23 protein-coding genes and 3 tRNA genes are annotated in these 20,245 nt (G+C 69.1%); 3 read left to right on the forward strand and 23 right to left on the reverse strand.

The window, feature by feature from the left end; genetic code table 11:
• Window positions 1–36 precede the first annotated feature (36 nt).
• The 12 genes from BJY18_RS19610 to rplJ form a co-directional block, all read right to left on the reverse strand.
• Window positions 37–1,299, reverse strand: a complete 1,263-nt coding sequence (locus tag BJY18_RS19610) for an MCE family protein (protein WP_184781349.1) — start codon at window positions 1,297–1,299, stop codon at window positions 37–39.
• Entirely contained in the window at window positions 1,299–2,528 is a 1,230-nt protein-coding gene (locus BJY18_RS19615) for an MCE family protein (protein WP_376774695.1), read from the reverse strand. Before BJY18_RS19615 ends, BJY18_RS19610 begins: the two co-directional genes overlap by 1 nt.
• 2 nt (window positions 2,529–2,530) lie before the next feature.
• Window positions 2,531–3,709, reverse strand: coding sequence for an MCE family protein (locus BJY18_RS19620; protein WP_184781350.1), 1,179 nt, complete (start codon window positions 3,707–3,709; stop codon window positions 2,531–2,533).
• Window positions 3,706–4,692: an MCE family protein gene (locus tag BJY18_RS19625; protein WP_184781351.1), complete on the reverse strand. Its 987-nt coding sequence runs from the start codon at window positions 4,690–4,692 to the stop codon at window positions 3,706–3,708. Before BJY18_RS19625 ends, BJY18_RS19620 begins: the two co-directional genes overlap by 4 nt.
• A complete protein-coding gene (locus BJY18_RS19630) occupies window positions 4,689–5,720 on the reverse strand; it encodes an MCE family protein (RefSeq protein ID WP_184781352.1) in 1,032 nt (343 codons plus the stop codon). Before BJY18_RS19630 ends, BJY18_RS19625 begins: the two co-directional genes overlap by 4 nt.
• On the reverse strand, window positions 5,717–7,048 hold the full coding sequence (locus tag BJY18_RS19635) for an MCE family protein (RefSeq protein ID WP_184781353.1): 1,332 nt from the start codon (window positions 7,046–7,048) through the stop codon (window positions 5,717–5,719). Before BJY18_RS19635 ends, BJY18_RS19630 begins: the two co-directional genes overlap by 4 nt.
• Window positions 7,045–7,881, reverse strand: a complete 837-nt coding sequence (locus tag BJY18_RS19640; protein ID WP_184781354.1) for an MlaE family ABC transporter permease — start codon at window positions 7,879–7,881, stop codon at window positions 7,045–7,047. The genes BJY18_RS19635 and BJY18_RS19640 overlap by 4 nt, the downstream gene beginning before the upstream one ends.
• Before the next feature lies 1 nt (window position 7,882).
• Window positions 7,883–8,635 carry an MlaE family ABC transporter permease gene (locus BJY18_RS19645; protein WP_184784722.1) on the reverse strand — a complete coding sequence of 251 codons (753 nt, stop codon included), beginning with the start codon at window positions 8,633–8,635 and terminating at the stop codon, window positions 7,883–7,885.
• 38 nt (window positions 8,636–8,673) lie between these two features.
• Complete coding sequence (locus BJY18_RS19650; protein WP_184781355.1) at window positions 8,674–9,846, reverse strand: ABC transporter ATP-binding protein; 1,173 nt, start codon at window positions 9,844–9,846, stop codon at window positions 8,674–8,676.
• Window positions 9,816–9,980: a hypothetical protein gene (locus BJY18_RS19655; RefSeq protein ID WP_184781356.1), complete on the reverse strand. Its 165-nt coding sequence runs from the start codon at window positions 9,978–9,980 to the stop codon at window positions 9,816–9,818. Before BJY18_RS19655 ends, BJY18_RS19650 begins: the two co-directional genes overlap by 31 nt.
• A 246-nt stretch (window positions 9,981–10,226) precedes the next feature.
• Window positions 10,227–10,616, reverse strand: a complete 390-nt coding sequence (rplL, locus tag BJY18_RS19660; protein WP_184781357.1) for a 50S ribosomal protein L7/L12 — start codon at window positions 10,614–10,616, stop codon at window positions 10,227–10,229.
• Window positions 10,617–10,665: 49 nt separating this feature from the next.
• The gene (gene rplJ, locus BJY18_RS19665) at window positions 10,666–11,220 is read right to left on the reverse strand and encodes a 50S ribosomal protein L10 (RefSeq protein WP_184781358.1); all 555 of its coding nucleotides are present in this window, start codon (window positions 11,218–11,220) and stop codon (window positions 10,666–10,668) included.
• 322 nt (window positions 11,221–11,542) lie between these two features.
• Here rplJ and BJY18_RS19670 point away from each other — a divergent pair, with 322 nt between their 5' ends.
• Window positions 11,543–12,520 (forward strand): hypothetical protein, encoded by a 978-nt coding sequence (locus BJY18_RS19670; RefSeq protein WP_184781359.1) that lies wholly within the window; start codon window positions 11,543–11,545, stop codon window positions 12,518–12,520.
• 6 nt (window positions 12,521–12,526) lie between these two features.
• Here the strand turns inward: BJY18_RS19670 and BJY18_RS19675 are convergent, their stop codons facing one another.
• The 6 genes from BJY18_RS19675 to BJY18_RS19700 all read right to left on the reverse strand — a co-directional run bounded on the left by BJY18_RS19675 (window position 12,527) and on the right by BJY18_RS19700 (window position 16,402).
• Entirely contained in the window at window positions 12,527–13,336 is an 810-nt protein-coding gene (locus BJY18_RS19675) for an alpha/beta fold hydrolase (RefSeq protein ID WP_184781360.1), read from the reverse strand.
• 69 nt (window positions 13,337–13,405) lie between these two features.
• A complete protein-coding gene (gene rplA, locus BJY18_RS19680; protein ID WP_184781361.1) occupies window positions 13,406–14,125 on the reverse strand; it encodes a 50S ribosomal protein L1 in 720 nt (239 codons plus the stop codon).
• A gap of 199 nt (window positions 14,126–14,324) precedes the next feature.
• Window positions 14,325–14,759, reverse strand: a complete 435-nt coding sequence (gene rplK, locus BJY18_RS19685) for a 50S ribosomal protein L11 (protein ID WP_184781362.1) — start codon at window positions 14,757–14,759, stop codon at window positions 14,325–14,327.
• Window positions 14,760–14,839: 80 nt separating this feature from the next.
• The gene (nusG, locus tag BJY18_RS19690; protein ID WP_184781363.1) at window positions 14,840–15,790 is read right to left on the reverse strand and encodes a transcription termination/antitermination protein NusG; all 951 of its coding nucleotides are present in this window, start codon (window positions 15,788–15,790) and stop codon (window positions 14,840–14,842) included.
• A 69-nt stretch (window positions 15,791–15,859) separates the two neighbouring features.
• The gene (secE, locus tag BJY18_RS37790) at window positions 15,860–16,297 is read right to left on the reverse strand and encodes a preprotein translocase subunit SecE (RefSeq protein WP_184781364.1); all 438 of its coding nucleotides are present in this window, start codon (window positions 16,295–16,297) and stop codon (window positions 15,860–15,862) included.
• Window positions 16,298–16,329: 32 nt separating this feature from the next.
• Window positions 16,330–16,402, reverse strand: a tRNA-Trp gene (locus tag BJY18_RS19700).
• A gap of 424 nt (window positions 16,403–16,826) precedes the next feature.
• Here BJY18_RS19700 and BJY18_RS19705 point away from each other — a divergent pair.
• Together BJY18_RS19705 and BJY18_RS19710 are read left to right on the forward strand one after the other, a co-directional pair.
• Window positions 16,827–17,732, forward strand: a complete 906-nt coding sequence (locus tag BJY18_RS19705; RefSeq protein ID WP_184781365.1) for a TIGR03619 family F420-dependent LLM class oxidoreductase — start codon at window positions 16,827–16,829, stop codon at window positions 17,730–17,732.
• A 100-nt stretch (window positions 17,733–17,832) separates the two neighbouring features.
• A complete protein-coding gene (locus BJY18_RS19710) occupies window positions 17,833–18,738 on the forward strand; it encodes an SGNH/GDSL hydrolase family protein (protein WP_184781366.1) in 906 nt (301 codons plus the stop codon).
• Window positions 18,739–18,744: 6 nt separating this feature from the next.
• Here the strand turns inward: BJY18_RS19710 and BJY18_RS19715 are convergent, their stop codons facing one another.
• The 5 genes from BJY18_RS19715 to BJY18_RS19735 all read right to left on the reverse strand — a co-directional run bounded on the left by BJY18_RS19715 (window position 18,745) and on the right by BJY18_RS19735 (window position 20,219).
• Complete coding sequence (locus BJY18_RS19715) at window positions 18,745–19,143, reverse strand: MaoC family dehydratase (RefSeq protein WP_184781367.1); 399 nt, start codon at window positions 19,141–19,143, stop codon at window positions 18,745–18,747.
• On the reverse strand, window positions 19,140–19,589 hold the full coding sequence (locus tag BJY18_RS19720; RefSeq protein WP_184781368.1) for a MaoC family dehydratase N-terminal domain-containing protein: 450 nt from the start codon (window positions 19,587–19,589) through the stop codon (window positions 19,140–19,142). The genes BJY18_RS19715 and BJY18_RS19720 overlap by 4 nt, the downstream gene beginning before the upstream one ends.
• A gap of 110 nt (window positions 19,590–19,699) precedes the next feature.
• Window positions 19,700–19,864 (reverse strand): 50S ribosomal protein L33, encoded by a 165-nt coding sequence (rpmG, locus tag BJY18_RS19725; RefSeq protein WP_005152047.1) that lies wholly within the window; start codon window positions 19,862–19,864, stop codon window positions 19,700–19,702.
• Between the two features lie 49 nt (window positions 19,865–19,913).
• A tRNA-Met gene (locus BJY18_RS19730) sits at window positions 19,914–19,986 on the reverse strand.
• 160 nt (window positions 19,987–20,146) lie between these two features.
• Window positions 20,147–20,219, reverse strand: a tRNA-Thr gene (locus tag BJY18_RS19735).
• Window positions 20,220–20,245 lie beyond the last annotated feature (26 nt).

Raw genomic sequence — 20,245 nt, forward strand, 5'->3', positions numbered from 1 at the left:
AACACTCCAGAGTAGGTAACGGTCATGAAATCGCGGTCAGCTCACGCCGAGTAGCGAGTTCAGGCTGTTCAACGAGACACCGGGGCTGCCGACCACGCCGGGCACCTGGGCGTCTCGCTCGTCCTGCAGCTCCTGTTCGGGACGGTTCGCGTTCTGCGCGATGTCCTGCTCCGACGGCTGCACCGGCACCCCGTTGTACGGCGCGTTCTGCGAACCACGCACGTTGATCGGACTGCCCTTGGGCTCCGCGCAGTAGGCGTTCTCGTCCGCCGGTCGCGGCGAGGTGTCCGAACCGGGCCGGTACTGGCTGTAGGGCAGATAGCCCTTCGTGCAGGCGGGCGGGTTGAACAGGTTCAGCACCAGCCCGAGGTGTGCGCTGCCGTCGCCGGGTGCCACCGACGGAGCCGCGCCGGCCAGCGCCGGATAGGTCACCAGCGCCTGTTCCAGCCCGTCCTGCCGGGTCACCAGCAGGTTCGACGTGGTCAGCAGGTTGGCCACCAGCGCGCCCAGCCCGGGACCGGTTTCGTTGACCACCTCGGTGATCTGGTTCGCCACCCGCGGGGTGACGGCGATCAGCTTGCGCAGGTCCGCGTCGGAGTCCTTCAGCGTGCCGGACAGCTGGTTCAGGTTCTGGGAGAAGTCGGCGAAGTTCGACGCTTCCTCGTTCTGCGTGTCCAGCACCTGGCCGCCGGCGTCGAGCAGCTGCACGGTCTGCGGCAGGTACTGCTGCGCGGTGCTGGTGAAGCTGCGCGCGGTGTCGAGCAGCTTCTGCAGGTCACCGCCGGTGCCGCGGAACGCGTCGTAGGACTCGTCGACCACCTTCCGCAGCGATTCGGTGGGCACCGAGGCGGCCAGCGAGTCCAGGTCACCCAGCAGGCGGTCGGTGGAGACCGGGGTGCTCGCCTTGGCGGCCGGGATCACCGACCCGCCCGTCAGATAGGGCCCCTTGTCCTGTTTCGGCCGCAGGTCCACGTACTGCTCACCGACCGCGGACCGGTTCGCCACCAGTACGTCCAGGTCCGCGGGCACCTGCGGGGTGGACGGATCGATGTTCAGCTCCGCTTCGAGCCCGTCGTGGGTCAGCCGCAGCTGCCCCACCCGACCGATGTTGAACCCGCGGTAGGTGACCTCGGCGTTGGTGAAGATGCCCCCGGACTCGTTCAGCTCGAGCTTCACGGTGTACCCGCTGCTGCCGAACACCTGGCCGAGCCCGGCGAACCGGATCAGCGCGTAGACGACGGCCACGACCGAGATGAGCGCGAACACCACCAGCTGGATCTTCGTCCTGCGTACCAGCATCAGCCCGCACCTCCGGAGAGCACGCCGAACAGGCCGGACAGCCCGCTGCCGCGCGAGGGTTGCCCGCCGCCCTGGCCGCCGCTCGCGTCCGGCTGCCGCTGCCCGTTCCCGGACTGACCGGGGATGGGCAACGGGGGCGGCTGGTTCGACGGTGTGCCGTCGACTCCGCCGGTCAGCCCGGGCACCGGCAGGACGCCGTCCAGCCCGTTCTGCCTGCTGCGGCCGAGGTTGTCGATGATGTCCTTCAGGTTCAGATCGACGTCGAGGAACAGGTTGAAGTAGTCCCCCTTGACGTCGTTGTAGGCCTGGTCGGTGAACGGGAAGGTCAGCAGGATCTCCAGCGCCTTCGGCAGGTCGTTGCCCGCCTCGCCGAGCTTCTGCAGGGTCGGGGTGAGTGCCTTGAGATCGGCCACCAGGTCCGCCTTGCTCTTGTTCACCGTGTCGGTCGCGACGCCGGAGAGGTTGTTCAGCGCGTTGAGCATCGTCACCAGCTGCCCGCGCTGCTGCTCCAGCACGCCGAGCCCGGGCCCGAGGTTGTCCACCGCGCCGACCAGCTTGTCCTTCTGGTCGTTCAGCGTCATGGACAGCCGGTTGAGTCCGTCGAGGGCGCGGGTGATGTTCGCCGACTGCTGATCGAGGTTGCGCACCAGCTCGTTCGCGTTGTCCAGCAGCGCCTTGATGTCCGGCTCCCGGCCGGAGGTGGCGTTGTTGAGCTCCTTGGTGATGGTGTTGAGCTGTTCGACGCCACCACCGTTGAGCAGCAGCGACAGCGCGCCGAGCACCTCTTCGACCTCGACGTCGCGGCCGGTGCGGGCGAGCGGGATGGTCGCGCCGTTCGTGAGCTGTCCCTGCCCCTGGTCGTCACCGGGCGAGGCCAGCTCCACGTACTTCTCGCCGAGCAGGCTCGACTGCTTCACGTTGGCCATCGCGTTGGCCGGAAGCTTGACGTCGCCGTTGACCTGCACGGTCACCTCGGCGTGCCAGCCGTCCGGCGTGAGCCCGATCGACTTCACCTGGCCCACCGGGACCTCGTTGACCTTGACCCCGGACTGCGGCACCAGGTCCAGCACGTCCTGGAACTGGATCTTCAGCTCGTAGGAGTGGTCGCCGAGGTCGGCCCCGCCGGGCAGTGGGACGTCGTAGATGCCGGAAAAGCCGCAGCCGCTCAGCAGCAGGGCCGACACCGTGGTCACGATGCCCGCGGCGGAAAGCTTCGTCAGTCGCTTCACGGTCAGCTCCCCGTCCCGTAGACCTGGCCCTGCAACGGGAGCGGCAGTGGCGGCAGCTTGCCGTTCTGCATCGCCTGCAGTGCCTGGGCCACCGAAGGCAGCGGAACCAGCTTGTCGACCACGCCGGCGATCGAATCACAGGCCGTGCCGAGCAGCTGCTTGGTCACGTCGGTCTGCTTGAGCAGGCTGCAGGCCATCACCAGCGGCGGCTGGGTCAGCTCGTTGAGCAGCGGCCGCGCGTCGAGCGTGCCGGACGAGCCGTTGTAGGCGCCGACGATGTTGGAGAGCGCGACCGGCGCGATGTCCAGGATCTCCGCGAGCGAGCTGCGCTGGTCCACCAGCACCTTGGTCACACTGGCCAGCTTGTCCACATTGGACTTCAACCGGCCGCGGTTGCGTTCGATGAAGCCCTGCACCGACTGCAGCGTCGTGCCCAGCTGCTGGACCGTGGCCGCCAGGTCGTCCTTCTCCCCGGCGAGGAACCCGCTGACGTCGGCCAGCTGGTTCTCGAACTGGTGCACCTGCCCGTCGCTGTTGGCCAGCGTCTGGGAGAACCGGCCGAGGTTCTGCACGGTCTGGAACAGGTCGTCCTTGTTCCCGGCCAGCGTGCCGGAGGCCTTGCCGAGCTTGGTGATCGTGTCGTGCAGTGCCTGCCCGTTGCCGTCCAGGTTGTTCGCCGTGGTGTTCAGCAGGTCCGACAGCGAACCGTTCTTGTTCGCGCCGTTCGGACCGAGGGTTTCACTCACCTTGGCCAGGCTGGCCGCGAGCTGGTCCACCTCGAGCGGCACCTCGGTGCGGTCGAGGCCGATCACCGCGCCGTCGGAGATCCGCGGCCCGCCGGTGTAGGCCGGGGCGAGCTGCACGTACCGGTCGCTGACCAGCGACGGTGACACGATGACCGCCTTGGCGTCGGCGGGCACCGGTACCGAGCGGTCGTACTCGACGTCCACCTGCACCTGCTTGCCCATGGGCTGAACCTTGGTCACCGTGCCCACGTCGACTCCGAGCATCCGCACGCTGTTGCCCTCGTAGAGGCCGACGGCGCCGGAGAAGTAGGCCGTCAGGTGGTGGCGGCCGGCGTCCTTGAGCGTCCACCAGAGACCGCCGGCGACCGCGAGCGCCAGCACGATCGCGATGGTCACGCCCCGCGTGAGCGACTGGCCGAAGCGGGTGTCGGTCATTTGTCGTAACACCCCTTCTGGTTGAGCGGTCCGAACGAGGGCAGCACCAGCCCGCAGATGTAGTTGTCGAACCAATGCCCGGTGCCGATGGTGTTGTTGAAGGTCCGGATGAACGGCGCGAACTTGGCCAGCCCCTGTGCCAGCGAGTCCTGGTTGCGCTGCAGCATCGAGGTCAGCTGGTCGAGCTGGGTGAGCACCGGGTCGAGCTGCTTGTCGTTGTCGTCGACGAGCCCCTGCAGCTGGGTGCCCAGGTCACGGGCGCCCTGGAGCAGGGCGTGGATCGCCTGCTCACGCTTGGAGATCTCGTCCAGCAGCTTGTTGCCGTCGGTGATCAGCTTCTGCACCTCGGCGTCGCGGTCGACCAGCGTCTGCGACACCTGGCGGGTGTTGGCCAGCAGGGTCGACAGCTGCGAGTCCCGCTTGGCGATGGTGTCCGACAGCTTGGACAGCCCGGACAGCGTGCCCTTCACGTCCTGCGGCGTGTTCGCGAAGGTCTGGCTGATCGCGTCGAAGCTCTGCGCCAGCTGGTCGGTGTCGATGTTGTCGACCGTCTGGGACAACCCTCGGAAGGCGTCGAGCACGTCGTAGGGGGACATCGTGCGGTCCCGCGGGATCGGGTTGCCCGGGCTCAGGTCACCGGCGCCCTGCGGATCCAGCGACAGGTACTTCTGGCCCAGCAGGGTCTTGATCTTGATCGCCGCGGTCGTCTTGTTCCCGAGCCAGGCGCCCTTGACCTTGAACGAGACCTTGACGCTGGCGCCGTCCAGCTCGATGTCGGACACCTCACCGACCTTGACCCCGGCGACGCGCACGTCGTTGTCCGTGGTCAGCCCGGCCGCCTCGGCGAACTCCGCGCTGTAGGTCGTGCCACCGCCGATCACCGGCAGGTCCTCGGAGTTGAGCGCGGCGATCATGCCGAGCACCAGCACCGCGAGGCCGACCAGCGCGATCGGGATCGGGTTGCGCTTCTGGAAGGACTTCATCCGGTGCACCTCTCCCGGTTGGAGGGCAGCAGCGGCACGTTGACCTCTTGGTTGACCAGCGGCGGCAGGGAGACGCTCCCCTTGACCTCGCAGGCGTAGAAGTTGAACCACGAGCCGTAGTCCGCGGTCTGTGTGAGCGCCGAGACCTTCTTCGGCAGAAACTGGAGGAAGTGCTCGACCACCGGCTCGTTCTTGTTGAGCTTCGTGGTCAGGTCACCCAGCGCGGCGATGTCGTCCTTGAGCGGCTGGCGCGCGTCGCCGAGGAGGCCGGCGGTGGTGTCCGCCAGCGTGCCGAGGCTTTCGATCGCGTCACCGATCGGCTTGCGGTCCGCGGCAAGGCCGGACACCAGCTGCTGCAGGTTCACGATCAGCGTGTTCAGCTGCGGGGTGTGCGCGTTGACCGTGTCCAGCACCGTGTTGAGGTTGTCGATGACCTCACCGATGACCTGGTCCTTGTCCGCGATCGTGGTGGTCAGCGACGCGGTGTGCGACAGCAGGCTCTCCACCGTGCCGCCCTCGCCCTGCAGTACCTGGATGATCTCGTAGGACAGCTTGTTCACGTCGTCCGGGTTGAGCGCGGTGAACAGCGGTTTGAAGCCGTTGAACAGCTCGGTCAGGTCCAGTGCCGGCGTGGTGCGTTCGAGCGGGATGCTCTCGCCCGGCCGGAGCATGGCGCCGGAGGCGGCGGTGCCCTCACCGAGCGCGACGTAGCGCTGGCCGACCAGGTTGCGGAACTTGATCTGCGCGGTGACCCCGGCCGGCAGCCGGCGCCCGGCGTCCACCTCGAACTCCACCTCCGCCTGGCGCTTGTCGACGATCTTGATGTCCTTGACCTGGCCGACCCGGACGCCGGCGATGCGCACGTCGTCGTTCGGCAGCAGCTGCGTGGCGTCGGTGAACCGCGCCGAGTACTCGTTGACGCTGGTGGTGTTGATGTTCGCGATGCTGATCCCGAGAATCGTGGTGAGCAGGACCGTGACCACCAGGAAGATGCCCAGCTTGATCAGCGGCGCGGCGAGGCCCCTCATTTGACCGTCACCTCCGCGCCCCGGTACAGCGGGCCGACCAGCAGCGAGCCCCAGCCCGGGAACTGGTTCTGCGACATCCCGACCTCGGGACCGACCAACGCGCCGAGGAACTGGTTCTCCGCCGCGGTGTTGGCCGGGTTGCCGCCGGCCGCGCCACCGCCGTTGACGCCGGCGGCGTCGGCCTTGAAGTTGGCCGGGTTCAGGCCCTGGCCCACGGTGTTCGGGCCGGTGGTGTGCTTCGTGCCGTCCTTGTACGGGCCGTCCGGCGGCTCCTGCGGGAACGGGTCCGGTGCCGGGTGCAGGTCGTAGCAGCGCGGGCCGCGCTTGTCCTCGAACCGCGGTTCCTCACCCGGCTTGTAGGCGCCCCGGTTCACCACGATCTCGAGCTTCGCGTGCAGGCCGGGCTCGCGGGTGCCCTTGCCCAGCGCCTTGTCGACCTCCGGCACGATCTTCGCCATCTGGCCGATCACGCACGGATACTCCGGCGAGTACTTGGCCAGCAGTTCCGCCGTCGGGCGTGCGGTGTCGGCGAGGCTGATGATGTTCTGCGAGTTGGCCTCCAGGAACGACTGGAGGTCCTGCGACGCGGTGGTGAGATTGCCGTAGAGGCTCGACAGGTTCTTCTGCTCGTCGACCACGGTGCGCGTGGTCGTGCTCAGGTTGTCCAGGCTCTGCACCAGATCCGGCGCGGACGAGTTCAGGTTCCCGGAGAACTCGGTGAGTGCCTTGAGGTCGTGCTGCAGCTGCGGTTCGTGCGGGTTCAGCTCGCCGAGGTAGTTCCCCAGCTGCGAAAGCGTTTCACCGAGCGGCTTGCCCCGGCCCTCGAGCGCGGTGGAGATCGCGCTGAGCGTGCTGGACAGCTTCTGCGGCTGCACCGCCTGCAGCACCGGCATCAGGTGCTCCAGCGCCTGGTCCAGCTCGATGGCGCCGGAGGTGCGGTCCTGCGGGATCACGTCACCGTCGGCGAGCGTTTCCGACGACCGGTCCTGCGGGATCTGCAGCGACACGTAGCGCTCACCGAACAGCGTCTTCGGCAGGAAACGCGCGGACACGTTCTCCGGGATCAGGTTCACCGAATCCGGGTTCAGCGCCAGCGTCAGCTCGGCCCCGTCCGCGGTCGCGCTGATGTGCTCGACCGACCCGACGATCAGCCCACGCACCTTCACGTCGGACTGTTCGAGCAGCTGGTTGCCGATCTTGTCGGCCTCCAGCTTCACCGTGACGAACTTCGAGAACGCCTTGTCGTACAAGGCGATGCTGAGCGCGATCCCACCCACCAGGAGCGCCACCAGCAGCAGGCCGAGCAACCTGCGCCGTAGTGTGATCATCCGGCAATCCTCACCGTGACGTCGGTCCCCCAGAGGGCGAAACCGATGAAGAAGTTCACGATCGAGACCGTGACGATGGAAAGCCGCACGGCCCGGCCCACGGCCACGCCCACCCCGGCAGGCCCACCGGTGGCCCGGTACCCGAAGTAGCAGTGCGAAAGAATGATCAAGACGCTGAAGATCAGCACCTTGATGAACGAGTACAGCACGTCCTGCGGTGGTAGGAACAGGTCGAAGTAGTGGTCATAGGTCCCCGCCGACTGGCCGTAGATGTAGATGACCACCAGCCTCGAGGCCACGTACGAGCTGAGCAGGCCGATGATGTAGAGCGGGATCACCGCGACGAATCCGGCGATGATCCGCGTGGTGACCAGGTAGGGCAGGCTCGGCACGCCCATCACCTCGAGCGCGTCGATCTCCTCGGAGATGCGCATCGCGCCGAGCTGCGCGGTGAAACCGGCGCCGACCGTCGCGGACAACGCCAGCCCGGCCACCAGCGGCGCGATCTCCCGGGTGTTGAAGAACGCGGTGAGGAAGCCGGTGAACGCCGACGTGCCGATCGAGTTCAGCGCCGAGAAACCCTGGATACCGACGAGGACACCGGTGAACAGCGTCAGGCCGACCATCACGCCGACCGTGCCGCCGATGACCGCCAGCGAGCCGGAGCCGAAGCTGACCTCGGCCAGCAGCCGCAGCACTTCCTTCATGTACCGGCGCAGCGTGCGTGGCGTCCACAGCAACGCGCGGCCGTAGAAGGACATCTGGTCGCCGAGCGCGTCCAGCGTCTCCAGCGGCCGGTTGGCGATCCGCTTCGCCCCCGAGATGAACGTCATGTCAGTCCAGCTTTCCGGGCACGATCTGCAGGTAGATCAGCGTGATCACGAAGTTCACCACGAACAGCAGCAGGAACGTGATGACCACGGACTGGTTCACCGCGTCCCCGACCCCCTTCGGGCCGCCGCTGGGGTGCAGGCCACGGTAGGCGGCGACCACCGCGGCGATGAAGCCGAAGATGAGCGCCTTGATCTCCCCGACCCACAGGTCGGGCAGCTGTGCCAGCGCGGAGAAGCTGGACAGGTAGGCGCCCGGGGTGCCGCCCTGCAGCACCACGTTGAAGAGGTAGCCGCCGAGTACGCCGATGACGCTGACCATGCCGTTGAGCAGCAGCGCGACCAGCATCATGGCCAGCGTGCGGGGAACGATCAGGCGCTGGACCGCGGACACGCCCAGCACCTCCATCGCGTCGATCTCCTCGCGGATGGTGCGGGCCCCGATGTCGGCGCAGACCGCACTGCCGCCCGCGCCGGCCACCAGCAGCGCGGTGACCAGCGGACTGGCCTGCTGCACCGTGGCCAGCACGGAACCGGCGCCGGTGTAGGACTGCGCACCGAGCTGGCGGGCGAGCGCCCCGAACTGCAGGGAGATCACCGCGCCGAACGGAACCGCGACGAGTGCCGTCGGCAGGATCGTCACGCTCGCCACGAACCAGGCCTGCTGGATGAACTCGCGGAATTGGAACGGGCGCTGGAACAGGCCGCGCACGATGTCGAGGCCGAGGGCGAAGAGGTTCCCGGTCTCCCGGAGCATGCCGGCGCCGGGGATCTTCGCCGAGGTGGCCGGAGAACTCACGCGCCACCCTGCCCGTGCCGTGGTGGACCACCCGCCGTACCCGGGATCCGCGCGACCTGGTCCGCGGGCAGCTGACCCTGGTGCTGGTCGGGGACCGGACCGCCGACCGCCGGGAACTGCTGGGTCTCCTGCGGGCCGGCGTACTGGCCGGGGGCGGCGTTCGGGCGCACGTTGTAGTACCGCTGCTGCTCCGGGGTGAGGGATTCGATGATGCCCTCCTGCGCCACCGGCGGCAGCGTGTGCAGGATCCGCATCACGCGGTCCATCCGGCGCTTGGCCCCCGCACGCTCCTCGACCCCCGGGCTGACCTGCATCTGCGGGACGACCCCACGGACGTCCTCGTTCAGCCCGCCGTCACCGTGGCCCGCCTCGGCCTCGGCCTCCTCGCGCGCCATCGTCGCGCTGTCCTTCTCCTCGGACATGCCGATCGGGCCGAGCTTGCGGCCGTTGAGGAACTGCGCGACCACCGGCTCCTCGCTGGTGAGCAGCACCTCGCGCGGGCCGAACATGACCAGCTCCTTGCGGAAGAGCATGCCCAGGTTGTCCGGCACCGTGCGAGCCAGGTTGATGTTGTGGGACACGATCAGGAAGGTCGCGTCGATCTGCGCGTTCACGTCGAGGAACAGCTGCGAGATGTAGGTGGTGCGGACCGGGTCGAGGCCGGAGTCCGGCTCGTCGACCAGGATGATCTCCGGGTCGAGCACGAGCGCCCTCGCCAGCCCGGCACGCTTGCGCATCCCGCCGGAGATCTCGCCGGGCAGCTTCTTCTCCGCCCCGGCCAGACCGGTCATGTCGAGCTTCTCCAGCACGATCCGGCGGATCTCGGTCTCCGACTTCTTCGTGTGCTCCCGCAGCGGGAACGCGACGTTGTCGAAGAGGTTCATCGAGCCGAACAGCGCACCGTCCTGGAACAGCACGCCGAAGAGCTTGCGGATCTCGTACAACTTGTGCTCGGAGCAGGTGACGATGTCGACCCCGTTGATCACGCACCGCCCGCGGTCGGGCTTGAGCAGGCCGATCATCGACTTCAGGAACACGGACTTGCCGGTTCCGGACGGACCGAGCATCGCCGACACCTCACCGGGGGGAAGGGTCAGCGTCACGTCCCGCCAGATGGTCTGCCTGCCGAAGGACTTCGTCAGACCTTCGATGACCACCTCGGCACCCATCGCACCTCCAGGAGCTGTTCCGCGTCGTCGCGCCTGCCGCCCCGCACCACCGGCGGGGAGAAACGGCGCCGGATGTCCGCCATGATCTCCGCGTCAACCAGGTGCAACGAGCTGAGCGCGAACAGGTTACTCACCAGTTTCGTTTGCTGGCCAGCCCCGTCGGTGCCTCACCCGTTCGGGCTCGGCTCCGGTGACCGCTGGCAGCACGGTAGTCCACGTCACGTACAGATGCAGAGCCAGCTGGCCCCATCGCCGTCACACCGCTGGAGCAATCGACGCTGACCTGCGCGGACGCAGGGCGACCGGCACACGAACGGGGCGGGCACCCGGATGGATGCCCGCCCCGTGCGGTGGTGCAGTAGGCGCTGACGCGCCCGGAATCACTTGATGGTGACCTTGGCGCCGGCCTCTTCGAGCTTCTCCTTGGCGGCGTCGGCGGCCTCCTTGTCGACCTTCTCCAGCAGCGCCTTCGGGGCGGCCTCGACCAGCTCCTTGGCCTCCTTCAGGCCCAGGCCCGAGACGACCTCGCGGACGACCTTGATGACCTGGATCTTCTTGTCACCGGCGGAGTCGAGGACGACGTCGAACTCGTCCTGCTCCTCCTCGGCGGCCGGGGCCGCACCCGCGGCACCCGGGGCGGCCACGACGGCGGCCGGGGCGGCGGCGGTGACGTCGAAGACGTCCTCGAACTCCTTCACGAACTCGGACAGCTCGAGGAGGGTCAGCTCCTTGAAGGCGTCGATCAGCTCGGCGGTGCTCAGCTTCGCCATGATGGCTTCCTCTCAGAAAAACGAACTAGGCGTTCGGGGTGGGGGTGGTTCAGCTCTCGGCGGGTGCTTCGGCTGCTTCGGTACCGGAGCCATCGCGCTGCTTCTCCTCCAGCGCGGCAGCCAGACGGGCCACCTGGGACGCCGGCGCCTGGAACAGCGCGGCGGCCTGGGACAGCTTCGCCTTGAACGCGCCCGCTGCCTTGGAGAGCAGCACCTCGCGGCTGTCGAGGTCGGCCAGCCGGCCGATCTCGGCCACGGACAGCGCTCGGCCGTCCATGTAGCCGCCCTTGATGACGAGCGCGTTGTTGTCCTTCGCGAAGTCGCGAAGCGCCTTCGCGGCGTCGACCGGCTCACCCTCGACGAAGGCGATCGCGGTGGCGCCCACGAACAGGTCATCGAGACCCTGCACGTCGGCGTCCTCGGCGGCCCGCTTGACGAGGGTGTTCTTCGCGACCCGGTACTTGGCACTGGTGCCGAGAGCGCGGCGCAGCTGGGACAGCTGGGACACGGAGAGGCCGGTGTACTGGGTGACAACGGTGGCCGAGCTGGTGCGGAAGCTCTCCGCGATCTCGGCGACGGCCGCCACCTTGTCGGGCTTCGCCATGGGTCGCCTCCTCTCTTGGCTAGTGTTTCCACTGGCCGCGAAGAAGCCCCGGACGAGAAAAAACGCCCACACGCAGCAGGGCGCGGGGCGTACAGAGAGCGGCCGGAACCGCTCGAGCCTCGTTCCTCCTGCGCGGGCCGCCCGCCTCGTGGCAGGACCTTCGCTCCCCGGGCCTTGCGGCTTCGGGGAAAACCAGCGGTCTTCGGTAGAACCGGGATCGAGAATACAGGGCCGGCCGGACCCGATCGCACCGGCCCCCTCCCTGACCTGCGCGGAACCGCCCTGCCTCGGGAATCACCGCACCGGCGGGCATCATGGTGACGTGGCGGAACAGCGCGATGACGGACAGCCGTTCGACAACCACCCCACCGACACCCCGGCGGGTGGTCCGCCGAACCTGCCACAACCGGCGAATCCGGCGCAGCCACCGACCCCGCAGGCGCAGGCACCGGTGCCCCAGCCGTCCGGAAGCAGGGACCTCGATCCGGAGCAGTACCGGCAGTTCCAGGAGTTTCAGGAGTTCCAGCGCTTCCAGGAGTACCTCCGCTTCACGCAGGCGCAGCAGGGCACCCAGCCCGCGCCGCTCGCCGAGGGCGGCGGGCTGGTTCCGGCCGGCGCCCGGCAGCCGCAGACCCAGGCCGGTGGGCAGCCGCCCGCCCCGCCGGACGCATCGGGGGCACTCACCCAGTACGAGCCACCGCGCCGTCCCCGCCGCCCGGTTCCCCGCTGGCTGAAGCGGCTCGGCGGCAAGATCCTGGGCTGGGTGCTCGTGGTCGTACTTCTCGGCATCGCCGCCACCTGGGCCTACCACCACTTCTTCCCGAGCGACGACGGCAAGTCCTCGGCCCAGATCGCCGCCGAGGGCGGCGGGACCTACCACACGAACCAGATCCTCACGACCGCCTCGCCCTACGAATCGGTGCGCCGCGTGTACGACGGTGTCGCCCAGCACGGGCCGGGGCAGCGCAGCATGGTCGACCACGTCTGCGGCCTGTTCGACGAGGCGACCCAGCAGAAGTTCGCGACCGACCTCCGTTACCCGAGCTGCGCCGCGGCGGTCGAGGGCCTGCACGCCGCACTCGATCCCGCACCGGGTTCGGTCGACGCCTACGCCGAGTCGATCTCCAAGCGCTCCGGCTGGCCGCCGGGTGACTCCGTGGTGGTCAGCTCGTGCGAGTTCGCCATCACCGGCGGACCGGCGCTCGGGGACTTCACCGTGAAACAGGTCGAGAAGAGCCAGTGGCTGATCGTCGGCCACCAGCCGGGGCCGCGGACCTGTCCGGCGCCGCCGACCCGCTGAGCACGCTCAGGCAGGCGAGCTGATCGCCGGCCGGAATTCGCCGGTGTCCGAGTACGCGAAGAAGTCCGCCAGCGCCGTCGCGAACGCCGGGTGCGCCACCGCGGCCATGTGGTCTCCCGGGACCCGGACCAGCCGCGCCCCCGCGATGGCGGCGGCCAGGCGTTCCGGTTCCGCGGCCAGCTGGTCCGATTCTCCGGCCAGCACCAGGGTCGGCACCGACAGCGCGGACAGCCGGATCGGCCCTGGCGACGGGGCACGCAGGACCGCGGCCAGTGCTTCCACGTCGGCGCCGGCCCGGCGGGCCAGGCGGCGGAACGGACGGGCGGCCGGGAGGACGTCCGCGCGGTCCTGGGCGAGCAGCCCGGCCGCGATCTGCTCCCGGTCGAGCTCCCGCGCGTCCACGCCACCGAAGTCCACGATGCCCGCGCCGACCCCGCCCACCGCGAGGCAACGCACGCGGCGGTCGTTCGAGGCCACCAGCAGCGAGACGATCGCCCCCATCGAGTACCCGGCGAGGCACACCTCGGGCAGCTCGAGCTCGTCGAGCAGCGCCGAAACGTCCGCGGCCATCACCGCTTCGCCGTACACGGCCGGGTCGTGGGGCTTGCCGGAGGCACCGTGCCCGCGAGCGTCGAGTGCGATCACCGTGAACCCCGCACGCACCAGCGTGTCGACGAGTCCCGGGCGCACCCAGGTGACGTCGGCGTCGGCGGCGAACCCGTGGTGCAGCACCACCGGGCGCCGGTACCGGCCGTCGCCCTCCCACACCGTGTAGCTCAGCGGGAGCCCGTCGGGAGCGGTGAACGTCGTCGGCATGCCTCCATGAGACACGAAAAAAGGGTGGTCACGCACATTGCGTGACCACCCTTTCCCGTGATGTCCGACTCAGCCGGCCGCTTCCTCGGTGAGCAGGTTGCGGGTCCGCAGCGGGTCGACCGGGATGCCCGGGCCCATCGTCGTGGTGAAGGTGACCTTCTTGACGTAGCGGCCCTTCGCCGAGGACGGCTTGGCACGCAGGATCTCGTCGAGTGCGGCGGCGTAGTTCTCCACCAGCTTGTCGGCGTCGAAGGAGGCCTTGCCGATCACCAGGTGCAGGTTGGCCTGCTTGTCGACGCGGAAGTTGATCTTGCCGCCCTTGATGTCCGCGACCGCCTTGGCGACCGCCGGGGTCACCGTGCCGGTCTTCGGGTTCGGCATGAGGCCGCGCGGGCCGAGGATGCGGGCGATACGGCCCACCTTGGCCATCTGGTCCGGCGTCGCGATCGCGGCGTCGAAGTCGAGCCAGCCACCCTGGATGCGCTCGATCAGTTCGTCGGTGCCGACCGCGTCCGCGCCGGCGGCCTCGGCCTCGGCGGCCTTGTCGCCGACGGCGAAGACGATGACGCGGGCGGTCTTACCGGTGCCGTGCGGCAGGTTCACGGTGCCGCGGACCATCTGGTCGGCCTTGCGCGGGTCCACCCCGAGACGCATCGCGACCTCGACGGTCGCGTCCATCTTCGACTTGGTGGTGTCCTTCGCCAGCTTCACGGCCTCGAGCGGCGCGTACAGCCGCGCCTTGTCGATCAGCTCCGAGGCCTGGCGGTAGGCCTTGCTGTGCTTGGTCATGCTTCTGTCCTTACTTCCTGGATCAGTGTGGTGGCGAGCCGCACCCGGCTCTCCCACGGTGTCTGATTGCCGCGACTTCGTCGCGGCGGCGAGATCGCCTGGGAGCCGATTTCTTCCCTCCCGATTCGCTCGGCCTGGGGCCGATCGAATCACTCGGTCCAGAAATCGGCGCGATCTCGCGGGCGACCCACCTCGGGAATCAATCCCCGACGGTGATGCCCATGCTGCGCGCGGTGCCGGCGATGATCTTCGCGGCCTGGTCGATGTCCTGGGCGTTGAGGTCGGTCTCCTTGGTCTTCGCGATCTCGCGGACCTGGTCCCAGCTGACCTTGGCGACCTTGGTCTTGTGCGGCTCGCCCGAGCCCTTCTCCACGCCCGCGGCCTTCAGCAGCAGCTTCGCGGCCGGCGGCGTCTTCAGCTTGAAGTCGAACGACCGGTCCTCGTACACGGAGATCTCGACCGGGACGACGTCCCCACGCTGCGATTCGGTCGCCGCGTTGTAGGCCTTGCAGAACTCCATGATGTTGACGCCGTGCTGGCCCAGCGCCGGGCCGACCGGCGGGGCCGGGTTGGCGGCGCCCGCCTTGATCTGCAGCTTGATGATCGCCGCAAGCTTCTTCTTCTTGGGTGGCATTACCTTGTGTCCTTCTTACTGACGTGAGTCCCCCGCACACCTGCCAGTACGCGGGGACTGCCGGCCGGTATTCCCGGCCGTCAGATCTTGGAGACCTGGCTGAACGACAGCTCGACCGGGGTCTCCCGGCCGAAGATCGACACCAGGACCTTCAGCTTCTGCCCGTCGACGTTGACCTCGGAGATCGTGGCGGGCAGCGTGGCGAACGGGCCGTCCATGACGGTGACCGACTCGCCGACCTCGAAGTCGACCTCGACCGCGGGCGCGCCTGCCGGGGCCGCCGCGGCGGTCTCGCCGCCCTTCGCGGCCTTGGCCGGGGCTTCCTTCTCGACCTGCGGCGCGAGGAACTTCAGCACCTCGTCCACGGTCAGCGGCGACGGCCGCGAGGTGGCGCCGACGAACCCGGTGACGCCAGGGGTGTTGCGCACCGCGCTCCACGAGGCGTCGTTCAGGTCCATCCGGACCAGGATGTAGCCGGGCAGCACCTTGCGCTGCACCTGCTTGCGCTGGCCGTTCTTGATCTCGGTGACCTCTTCGGTCGGCACCTCGATCTGGAAGATGTAGTCCTCGACGTCCAGCGTCGTGGTCCGGGTCTCGAGGTTGGTCTTCACCTTGTTCTCGTACCCGGCGTAGGAGTGCACCACGTACCACTCGCCCGGCGCGGACTGCAGCTCCGCGCGCAGCGCGGCGACCGGGTCGGCCGCCTCGGCAGGCGGCTCCTGCTCGTCCGCCTCGGCGACCGCGGGCTCGTCGGCCGCGGTTTGGGCCTCCGAAGGGTCGCCGGACTCGCCGTCCTCGGTCTCGTCACCGGCCTCGGCGGTCTCGCCGTCTTCGGCCTCGGTGCCGGTCTCGCCCGCGGCGGTCTCGGTGCCGTCCTCGTCGGTGGCGGACTCGTCGACCTCGTCAGCCGCGGCGGGCACCTCGACGGGCTCGAGGTGGGCGGACTCCTCGTCGCCGAGTGCCGCGTGCACCTGCTCGTCGGAAAGCTCGGTCAGGTCGCGACCGGCTTCTGTGCCGTTGTCGGAGGTCACGTTCCGTCCTCTCAGTTGATCACTTGCCGGGCTCGGTCAGGCCGGCCCGCGCGGCGCGGTGTGCGCCCCTCAGCCGAAGACCAGCCCGACGAGCTGTTTGAAGCCCAGGTCGAGCCCGCTCACGAGGGCCACCATGAACACCACGAACACCAGCACGACCGCGGTGTAGGTGACCATCTGCTTCCGGTTGGGCCAGATCACCTTCCGCAGCTCCGCCCAGACCTCGCGGATGAAGCGCATGATCCGGGCGAACACCGAAGCCTTCTTCGGCTTCCGGTCCCGCTTGGGGGTCGGCGCGCCCTTGGCGTCCGGGGCGGGCTTCGCGACCTTGTCGCCCGCCTTGCCGGACGGCCGGGTCGAGCCCGGCCGGGCCTCGGACTTGCCGGCCGGCCGAGCGGAGGCCCGGCGCTCGCGTCGAGCTGCCGCGGTGCTCGGGCGGGATTCGACGCCGGACTGCTCGCCCGACTCGTCCTGCTCGTGCTCGCCGCTGGCGTCGCTGTCGCTCACGACCACTCCTCCGCTCCACCAGTTCCCGTACGCAGGGGTGACAGGACTTGAACCTGCAACCTGCGGTTTTGGAGACCGCTGCTCTGCCAATTGAGCTACACCCCTGTGGAGCCCGGTCTCCCGGGCTCCGGAGGACGCATTCCATCATCCCCACCATCAGGCGGGGATGACCGTAGTGCGTTCCGAGTTCCGAAGTCTACGGCAAGCCGGTCGACCGCCCGCAACCGCGCCCCCTCGACCGCGGTCCGGCCGCGCCGCGGCACCCACCGGAGCACTCCGGCCGACTTCCGGACCGGGGCGAAAAATATCACTCGATCGTGTCAGTATGAGCCCGTGCCCCCTGCTCGGCCGATCACGCGGCCGCCTCCCCGGACGGCCGGTCACCGTAGCGGCACCACCGGTCGAACCCGGTACCGGGCAAGCGAAACCTCTTCAGAACCGCCGAATTTCCGGACCGCGCCAGGGAGAGCTCTCCGGTCGTAGGTGATCAACGTTGTCCGTAAAGGCAAATCCTGCCCAAGGAGATCAGGTGACCACACTCCAGCTCGGGCTCGCCCTCCCGCAGTACGGCGCCCTCGCCGACCCGGCCGCGATCGCCGGGTTCGCCGCCTCGGCCGAAGCACTCGGCTACGCCTCGCTGTGGGTGGGCGACCGGCTGCTCGCCCCGGTCGCGCCGTCGGACCGTTATCCGGGCGGCGGGACGGCGGAGCGACCCTACCCTCCGGAGTTCGCCCGGTTCGTCGACCCGTTCGTCGCGCTCACCGTCGCCGCGAGTGCCACGAAGACGGTCCGGCTGGGGTCGAGCACGCTCAGCGGTCCGCTGTACTCGCCGGTCCTGCTGGCCCGCACGGCGACCTCGCTCGACCGGCTCTCCGGCGGCAGGCTGGACCTCGGGCTCGGCCTGTCGTGGCTGCGGGACGAGTACACCGCCGCCGGGGTGCCGTGGCGTGGCCGTGGTGCCCGGCTCGACGAGCTGATCGAGGTCCTGCGCACGATCTGGACCGCCGATCCGGCGGGCCACCACAGTGGCCGCTGGGAGATTCCGGACTCCCGGTTCGACCTGCGCCCGATGCAGCGGCCGCATCCACCGGTGCTGGTCGGCGGCATGTCGGATGCCGCGCTGCGCCGGGTGGGCAGGCTCGCCGACGGCTGGCTGCCCACCCGGCTGCCCGCCGACGTGCTCGGTCGGATGTGGGCAGTGGTCACCGAGTCGGCGGAGCGAGCCGGCCGCGACCCGGGACGGCTGCGGCGGGTGCTGCGGCTCAACCCCGTTCCGGGCTCCGCCTGCGCGAGTGTCGCGGACGTCGCGACCCAGCTCAAGGAGGCAGTGGCCGAGGGCTACCGGGAAGCTCTGGTGGACCTGCACTACCTCGCCGGCGACGTGGGACAGGCGCTGGACCTCGCGGACGAGCTGTTCACGGCCGTCCAGCGGTGAACGCCCTTTCGCCGACCACCCGCGAAACCGGCAGCTCAGGTAACCCCTGATCACCCGAAAGCGGGTCGTCGCCGGGGTCCGGTGCCGGTAGAAACGTCTCGTGGCGGCCAAGAAGAGTGGTGGATGTGGGTTGCTGGTCCTGGTCGTCGTGGCCGGGTTGCTCGGGGTCGGCTACTACAAGTCGAAGCACGGATCGTCCACCGCGCCGCCTTCGGGTGCGGACACCGGCGGCGGCTCGGGCCGGTACGTGGCGCTGGGCGACTCGTACACGTCCGCGCCGCACATCGGCAAGCGAGCGGGCACGCCGGCCGGCTGCGACCGTTCGGACACCAACTACCCGCACCTGGTGTCCGCGAAGGTCCGGCCGGCCGAGTTCGTGGACGTCAGCTGCAGCGGCGCGACCACTGCCGACCTCAGCTCCGCGCAGTCCACGCGGAGCGGCACAAACCCGCCGCAGCTCGACGCCGTCACGTCCGCCACCACGCTGGTCACCCTGGGCATCGGCGGCAACGACGTGGGCTTCATCGCGCTGGCGCCCAGCTGCGTGACCTCGCACGCGAAGAGCGCACCCTGCCACGACCGGCTGACCGCGGGCGGCCACGACCAGCTCGCCGACCGGATCGCCACGACGGCGAACCGGGTCGGCGTGGTGCTCGACAAGATCCACTCCAGGGCCCCGAAAGCACAGGTGATCGTGGTCGGCTACCCCACCGTGCTCCCGGACGGCGAAGGCTGCTGGCCGACGCTGCCGATCGGCTCCGGGGACGTGGCCTACCTGCGCGACGAGCTGGCCGGGCTCAACGACGCGCTGGCCGCGCAGGCCAAGGCGCACGATTCCGGGTTCGCCGACACCGCCGGTGTGAGCAAGGGCCACGACGTGTGCACCGACTCGAGCGTCCGCTGGGTCGAGGGTCTCGTACCGACCTCACCCGCCGCCGCCCTGCACCCGAACGCACGCGGCGCGGAGGGGATGGCGGACGTGGTGGAGTCCCTGGTCGGTTCCTGACCGAAGTCAGGGACGGACGAGCGCCTGTGGTTTGCCCAGTACCGTCCTGCCCTCGAACTTGACCACCAGGTCGACGCGGGCCAGTCCGTCGTCGGTGAGGGCGCCGACCTTGCCGGTGACCTCGACCAGCGCGCCCTCGTCGTGGTCCGGGACGACGACGGGGCGGGTGAAGCGGGCGCTGAAGTCGACCAGCCGGGCCGGGTCGCCGAGCCAGTCGGTGACGATGCGTCCGGACAGCGCCATGGTGAGCATGCCGTGCGCGATCACGTCCGGCAGGCCGACGCCGGTGGCGAACCGCTCGTTCCAGTGGATGGGGTTGAAGTCGAGCGAGGCACCGGCGTAGCGGACGAGCTGGTCGCGGGTGAGCCGCACCTGCAGCGGGGGCAGTTCGTCACCGACGTTCACGCGTCCTCCCCTCGCACCACGAGCTGCGCCCGGGTGGTGCACACGAGCTCGCCACCGGAATCGGTGATCTCCGCGTGCAGGTTGATGAAGTCGTTGCCCGCGCGGGCCATGATGCCCTCGATCCGGGCAGAGATCTCCAGCACGTCGCCGGCGTGCACCGGCCGCTCGTAGCGGAATCCCTGGTCGCCATGGACCATCCGGGAGTAGTCGAGCCCGAGCGCCGGATCGGACACGATGCTGTTGATCTTCGGCAGGTTCAGCAGGGTGAGGAAGGTGGGCGGCGCGAGCACGTCGGGGTGGCCCGCCGCGCGCGCGGCGGCGGGATCGTGGAAGAGCGGGTTGGGGTCGCCGATCGCGTCGGCGAACTCACGGATCTTCTCCCGGCTCACGTGGTACTTCTCGACCGGCGGATAGCTCCGCCCGGTGAAAGTCTGGTCCAAAGGCACGCAAGGAGGCTAACCGACCACGGTCCCCTGCCGGACGCGTACCGCGAACAGCGAGAAGCCGCCCCGGCACGTGGCCGGGACGGCTCCTCGGAAGCGATGACAGGTGTGCGTCAGCGGGTCTCTTTGTGAGTCCGGTGCGTACCGCAGTTCGGGCAGAACTTCTTCATCTCCAGGCGATCCGGGTTGTTGCGCCGGTTCTTCTTGGTGATGTAGTTGCGGTGCTTGCACTCCTCGCACGCCAGCGTGATCTTGGGTCGCACGTCGGTGGCAGCCACAGCGTTTCCTTCTCTCTCAGATCCGGGGGCCAGCCCCGTGGGTACCGCGTAGCGGTGGCCGGACTTGAACCGGCGACACAGCGATTATGAGCCGCTTGCTCTGCCAACTGAGCTACACCGCCCTGCGTGACATCCCCACCCGCGCAACCCCACCCAGCCGCACCCGGCTTGGGGGTCCAGGGGGCTTGCCCCCTGGCGGGGGTCTGGGGGTTCGACCCCCAGATGGACGCCGCGAAGCGAGCCAGGCCCGTGATTTCCACGGGCAAGGCTCGCCGACTCGCGAGCCCCTTTACGGAATCGAACCGTAGACCTTCTCCTTACCATGGAGACGCTCTGCCGACTGAGCTAAAGGGGCCTGCCTCTTGCGAGGACTTGGAAAGG

Source organism: Amycolatopsis jiangsuensis (genome assembly GCF_014204865.1).
In the GTDB taxonomy this organism is placed as follows: domain Bacteria; phylum Actinomycetota; class Actinomycetes; order Mycobacteriales; family Pseudonocardiaceae; genus Amycolatopsis; species Amycolatopsis jiangsuensis.

Coding starts and splice junctions, on each gene's coding strand:
- BJY18_RS19640 (WP_184781354.1), bottom strand. CDS start 7,881: ATGACGTTCATCTCGGGGGCGAAGCGGATCGCCAACCGGCCGCTGGAG.
- BJY18_RS19650 (WP_184781355.1), bottom strand. CDS start 9,846: ATGGGTGCCGAGGTGGTCATCGAAGGTCTGACGAAGTCCTTCGGCAGG.
- rplA (WP_184781361.1), bottom strand. CDS start 14,125: ATGACCAAGCACAGCAAGGCCTACCGCCAGGCCTCGGAGCTGATCGAC.
- rplL (WP_184781357.1), bottom strand. CDS start 10,616: ATGGCGAAGCTGAGCACCGCCGAGCTGATCGACGCCTTCAAGGAGCTG.
- BJY18_RS19630 (WP_184781352.1), bottom strand. CDS start 5,720: ATGAGGGGCCTCGCCGCGCCGCTGATCAAGCTGGGCATCTTCCTGGTG.
- BJY18_RS19625 (WP_184781351.1), bottom strand. CDS start 4,692: ATGAAGTCCTTCCAGAAGCGCAACCCGATCCCGATCGCGCTGGTCGGC.
- rplK (WP_184781362.1), bottom strand. CDS start 14,759: ATGCCACCCAAGAAGAAGAAGCTTGCGGCGATCATCAAGCTGCAGATC.
- BJY18_RS19675 (WP_184781360.1), bottom strand. CDS start 13,336: ATGCCGACGACGTTCACCGCTCCCGACGGGCTCCCGCTGAGCTACACG.
- BJY18_RS19645 (WP_184784722.1), bottom strand. CDS start 8,635: ATGCTCCGGGAGACCGGGAACCTCTTCGCCCTCGGCCTCGACATCGTG.
- BJY18_RS19620 (WP_184781350.1), bottom strand. CDS start 3,709: ATGACCGACACCCGCTTCGGCCAGTCGCTCACGCGGGGCGTGACCATC.
- BJY18_RS19635 (WP_184781353.1), bottom strand. CDS start 7,048: ATGATCACACTACGGCGCAGGTTGCTCGGCCTGCTGCTGGTGGCGCTC.
- BJY18_RS19610 (WP_184781349.1), bottom strand. CDS start 1,299: ATGCTGGTACGCAGGACGAAGATCCAGCTGGTGGTGTTCGCGCTCATC.
- rplJ (WP_184781358.1), bottom strand. CDS start 11,220: ATGGCGAAGCCCGACAAGGTGGCGGCCGTCGCCGAGATCGCGGAGAGC.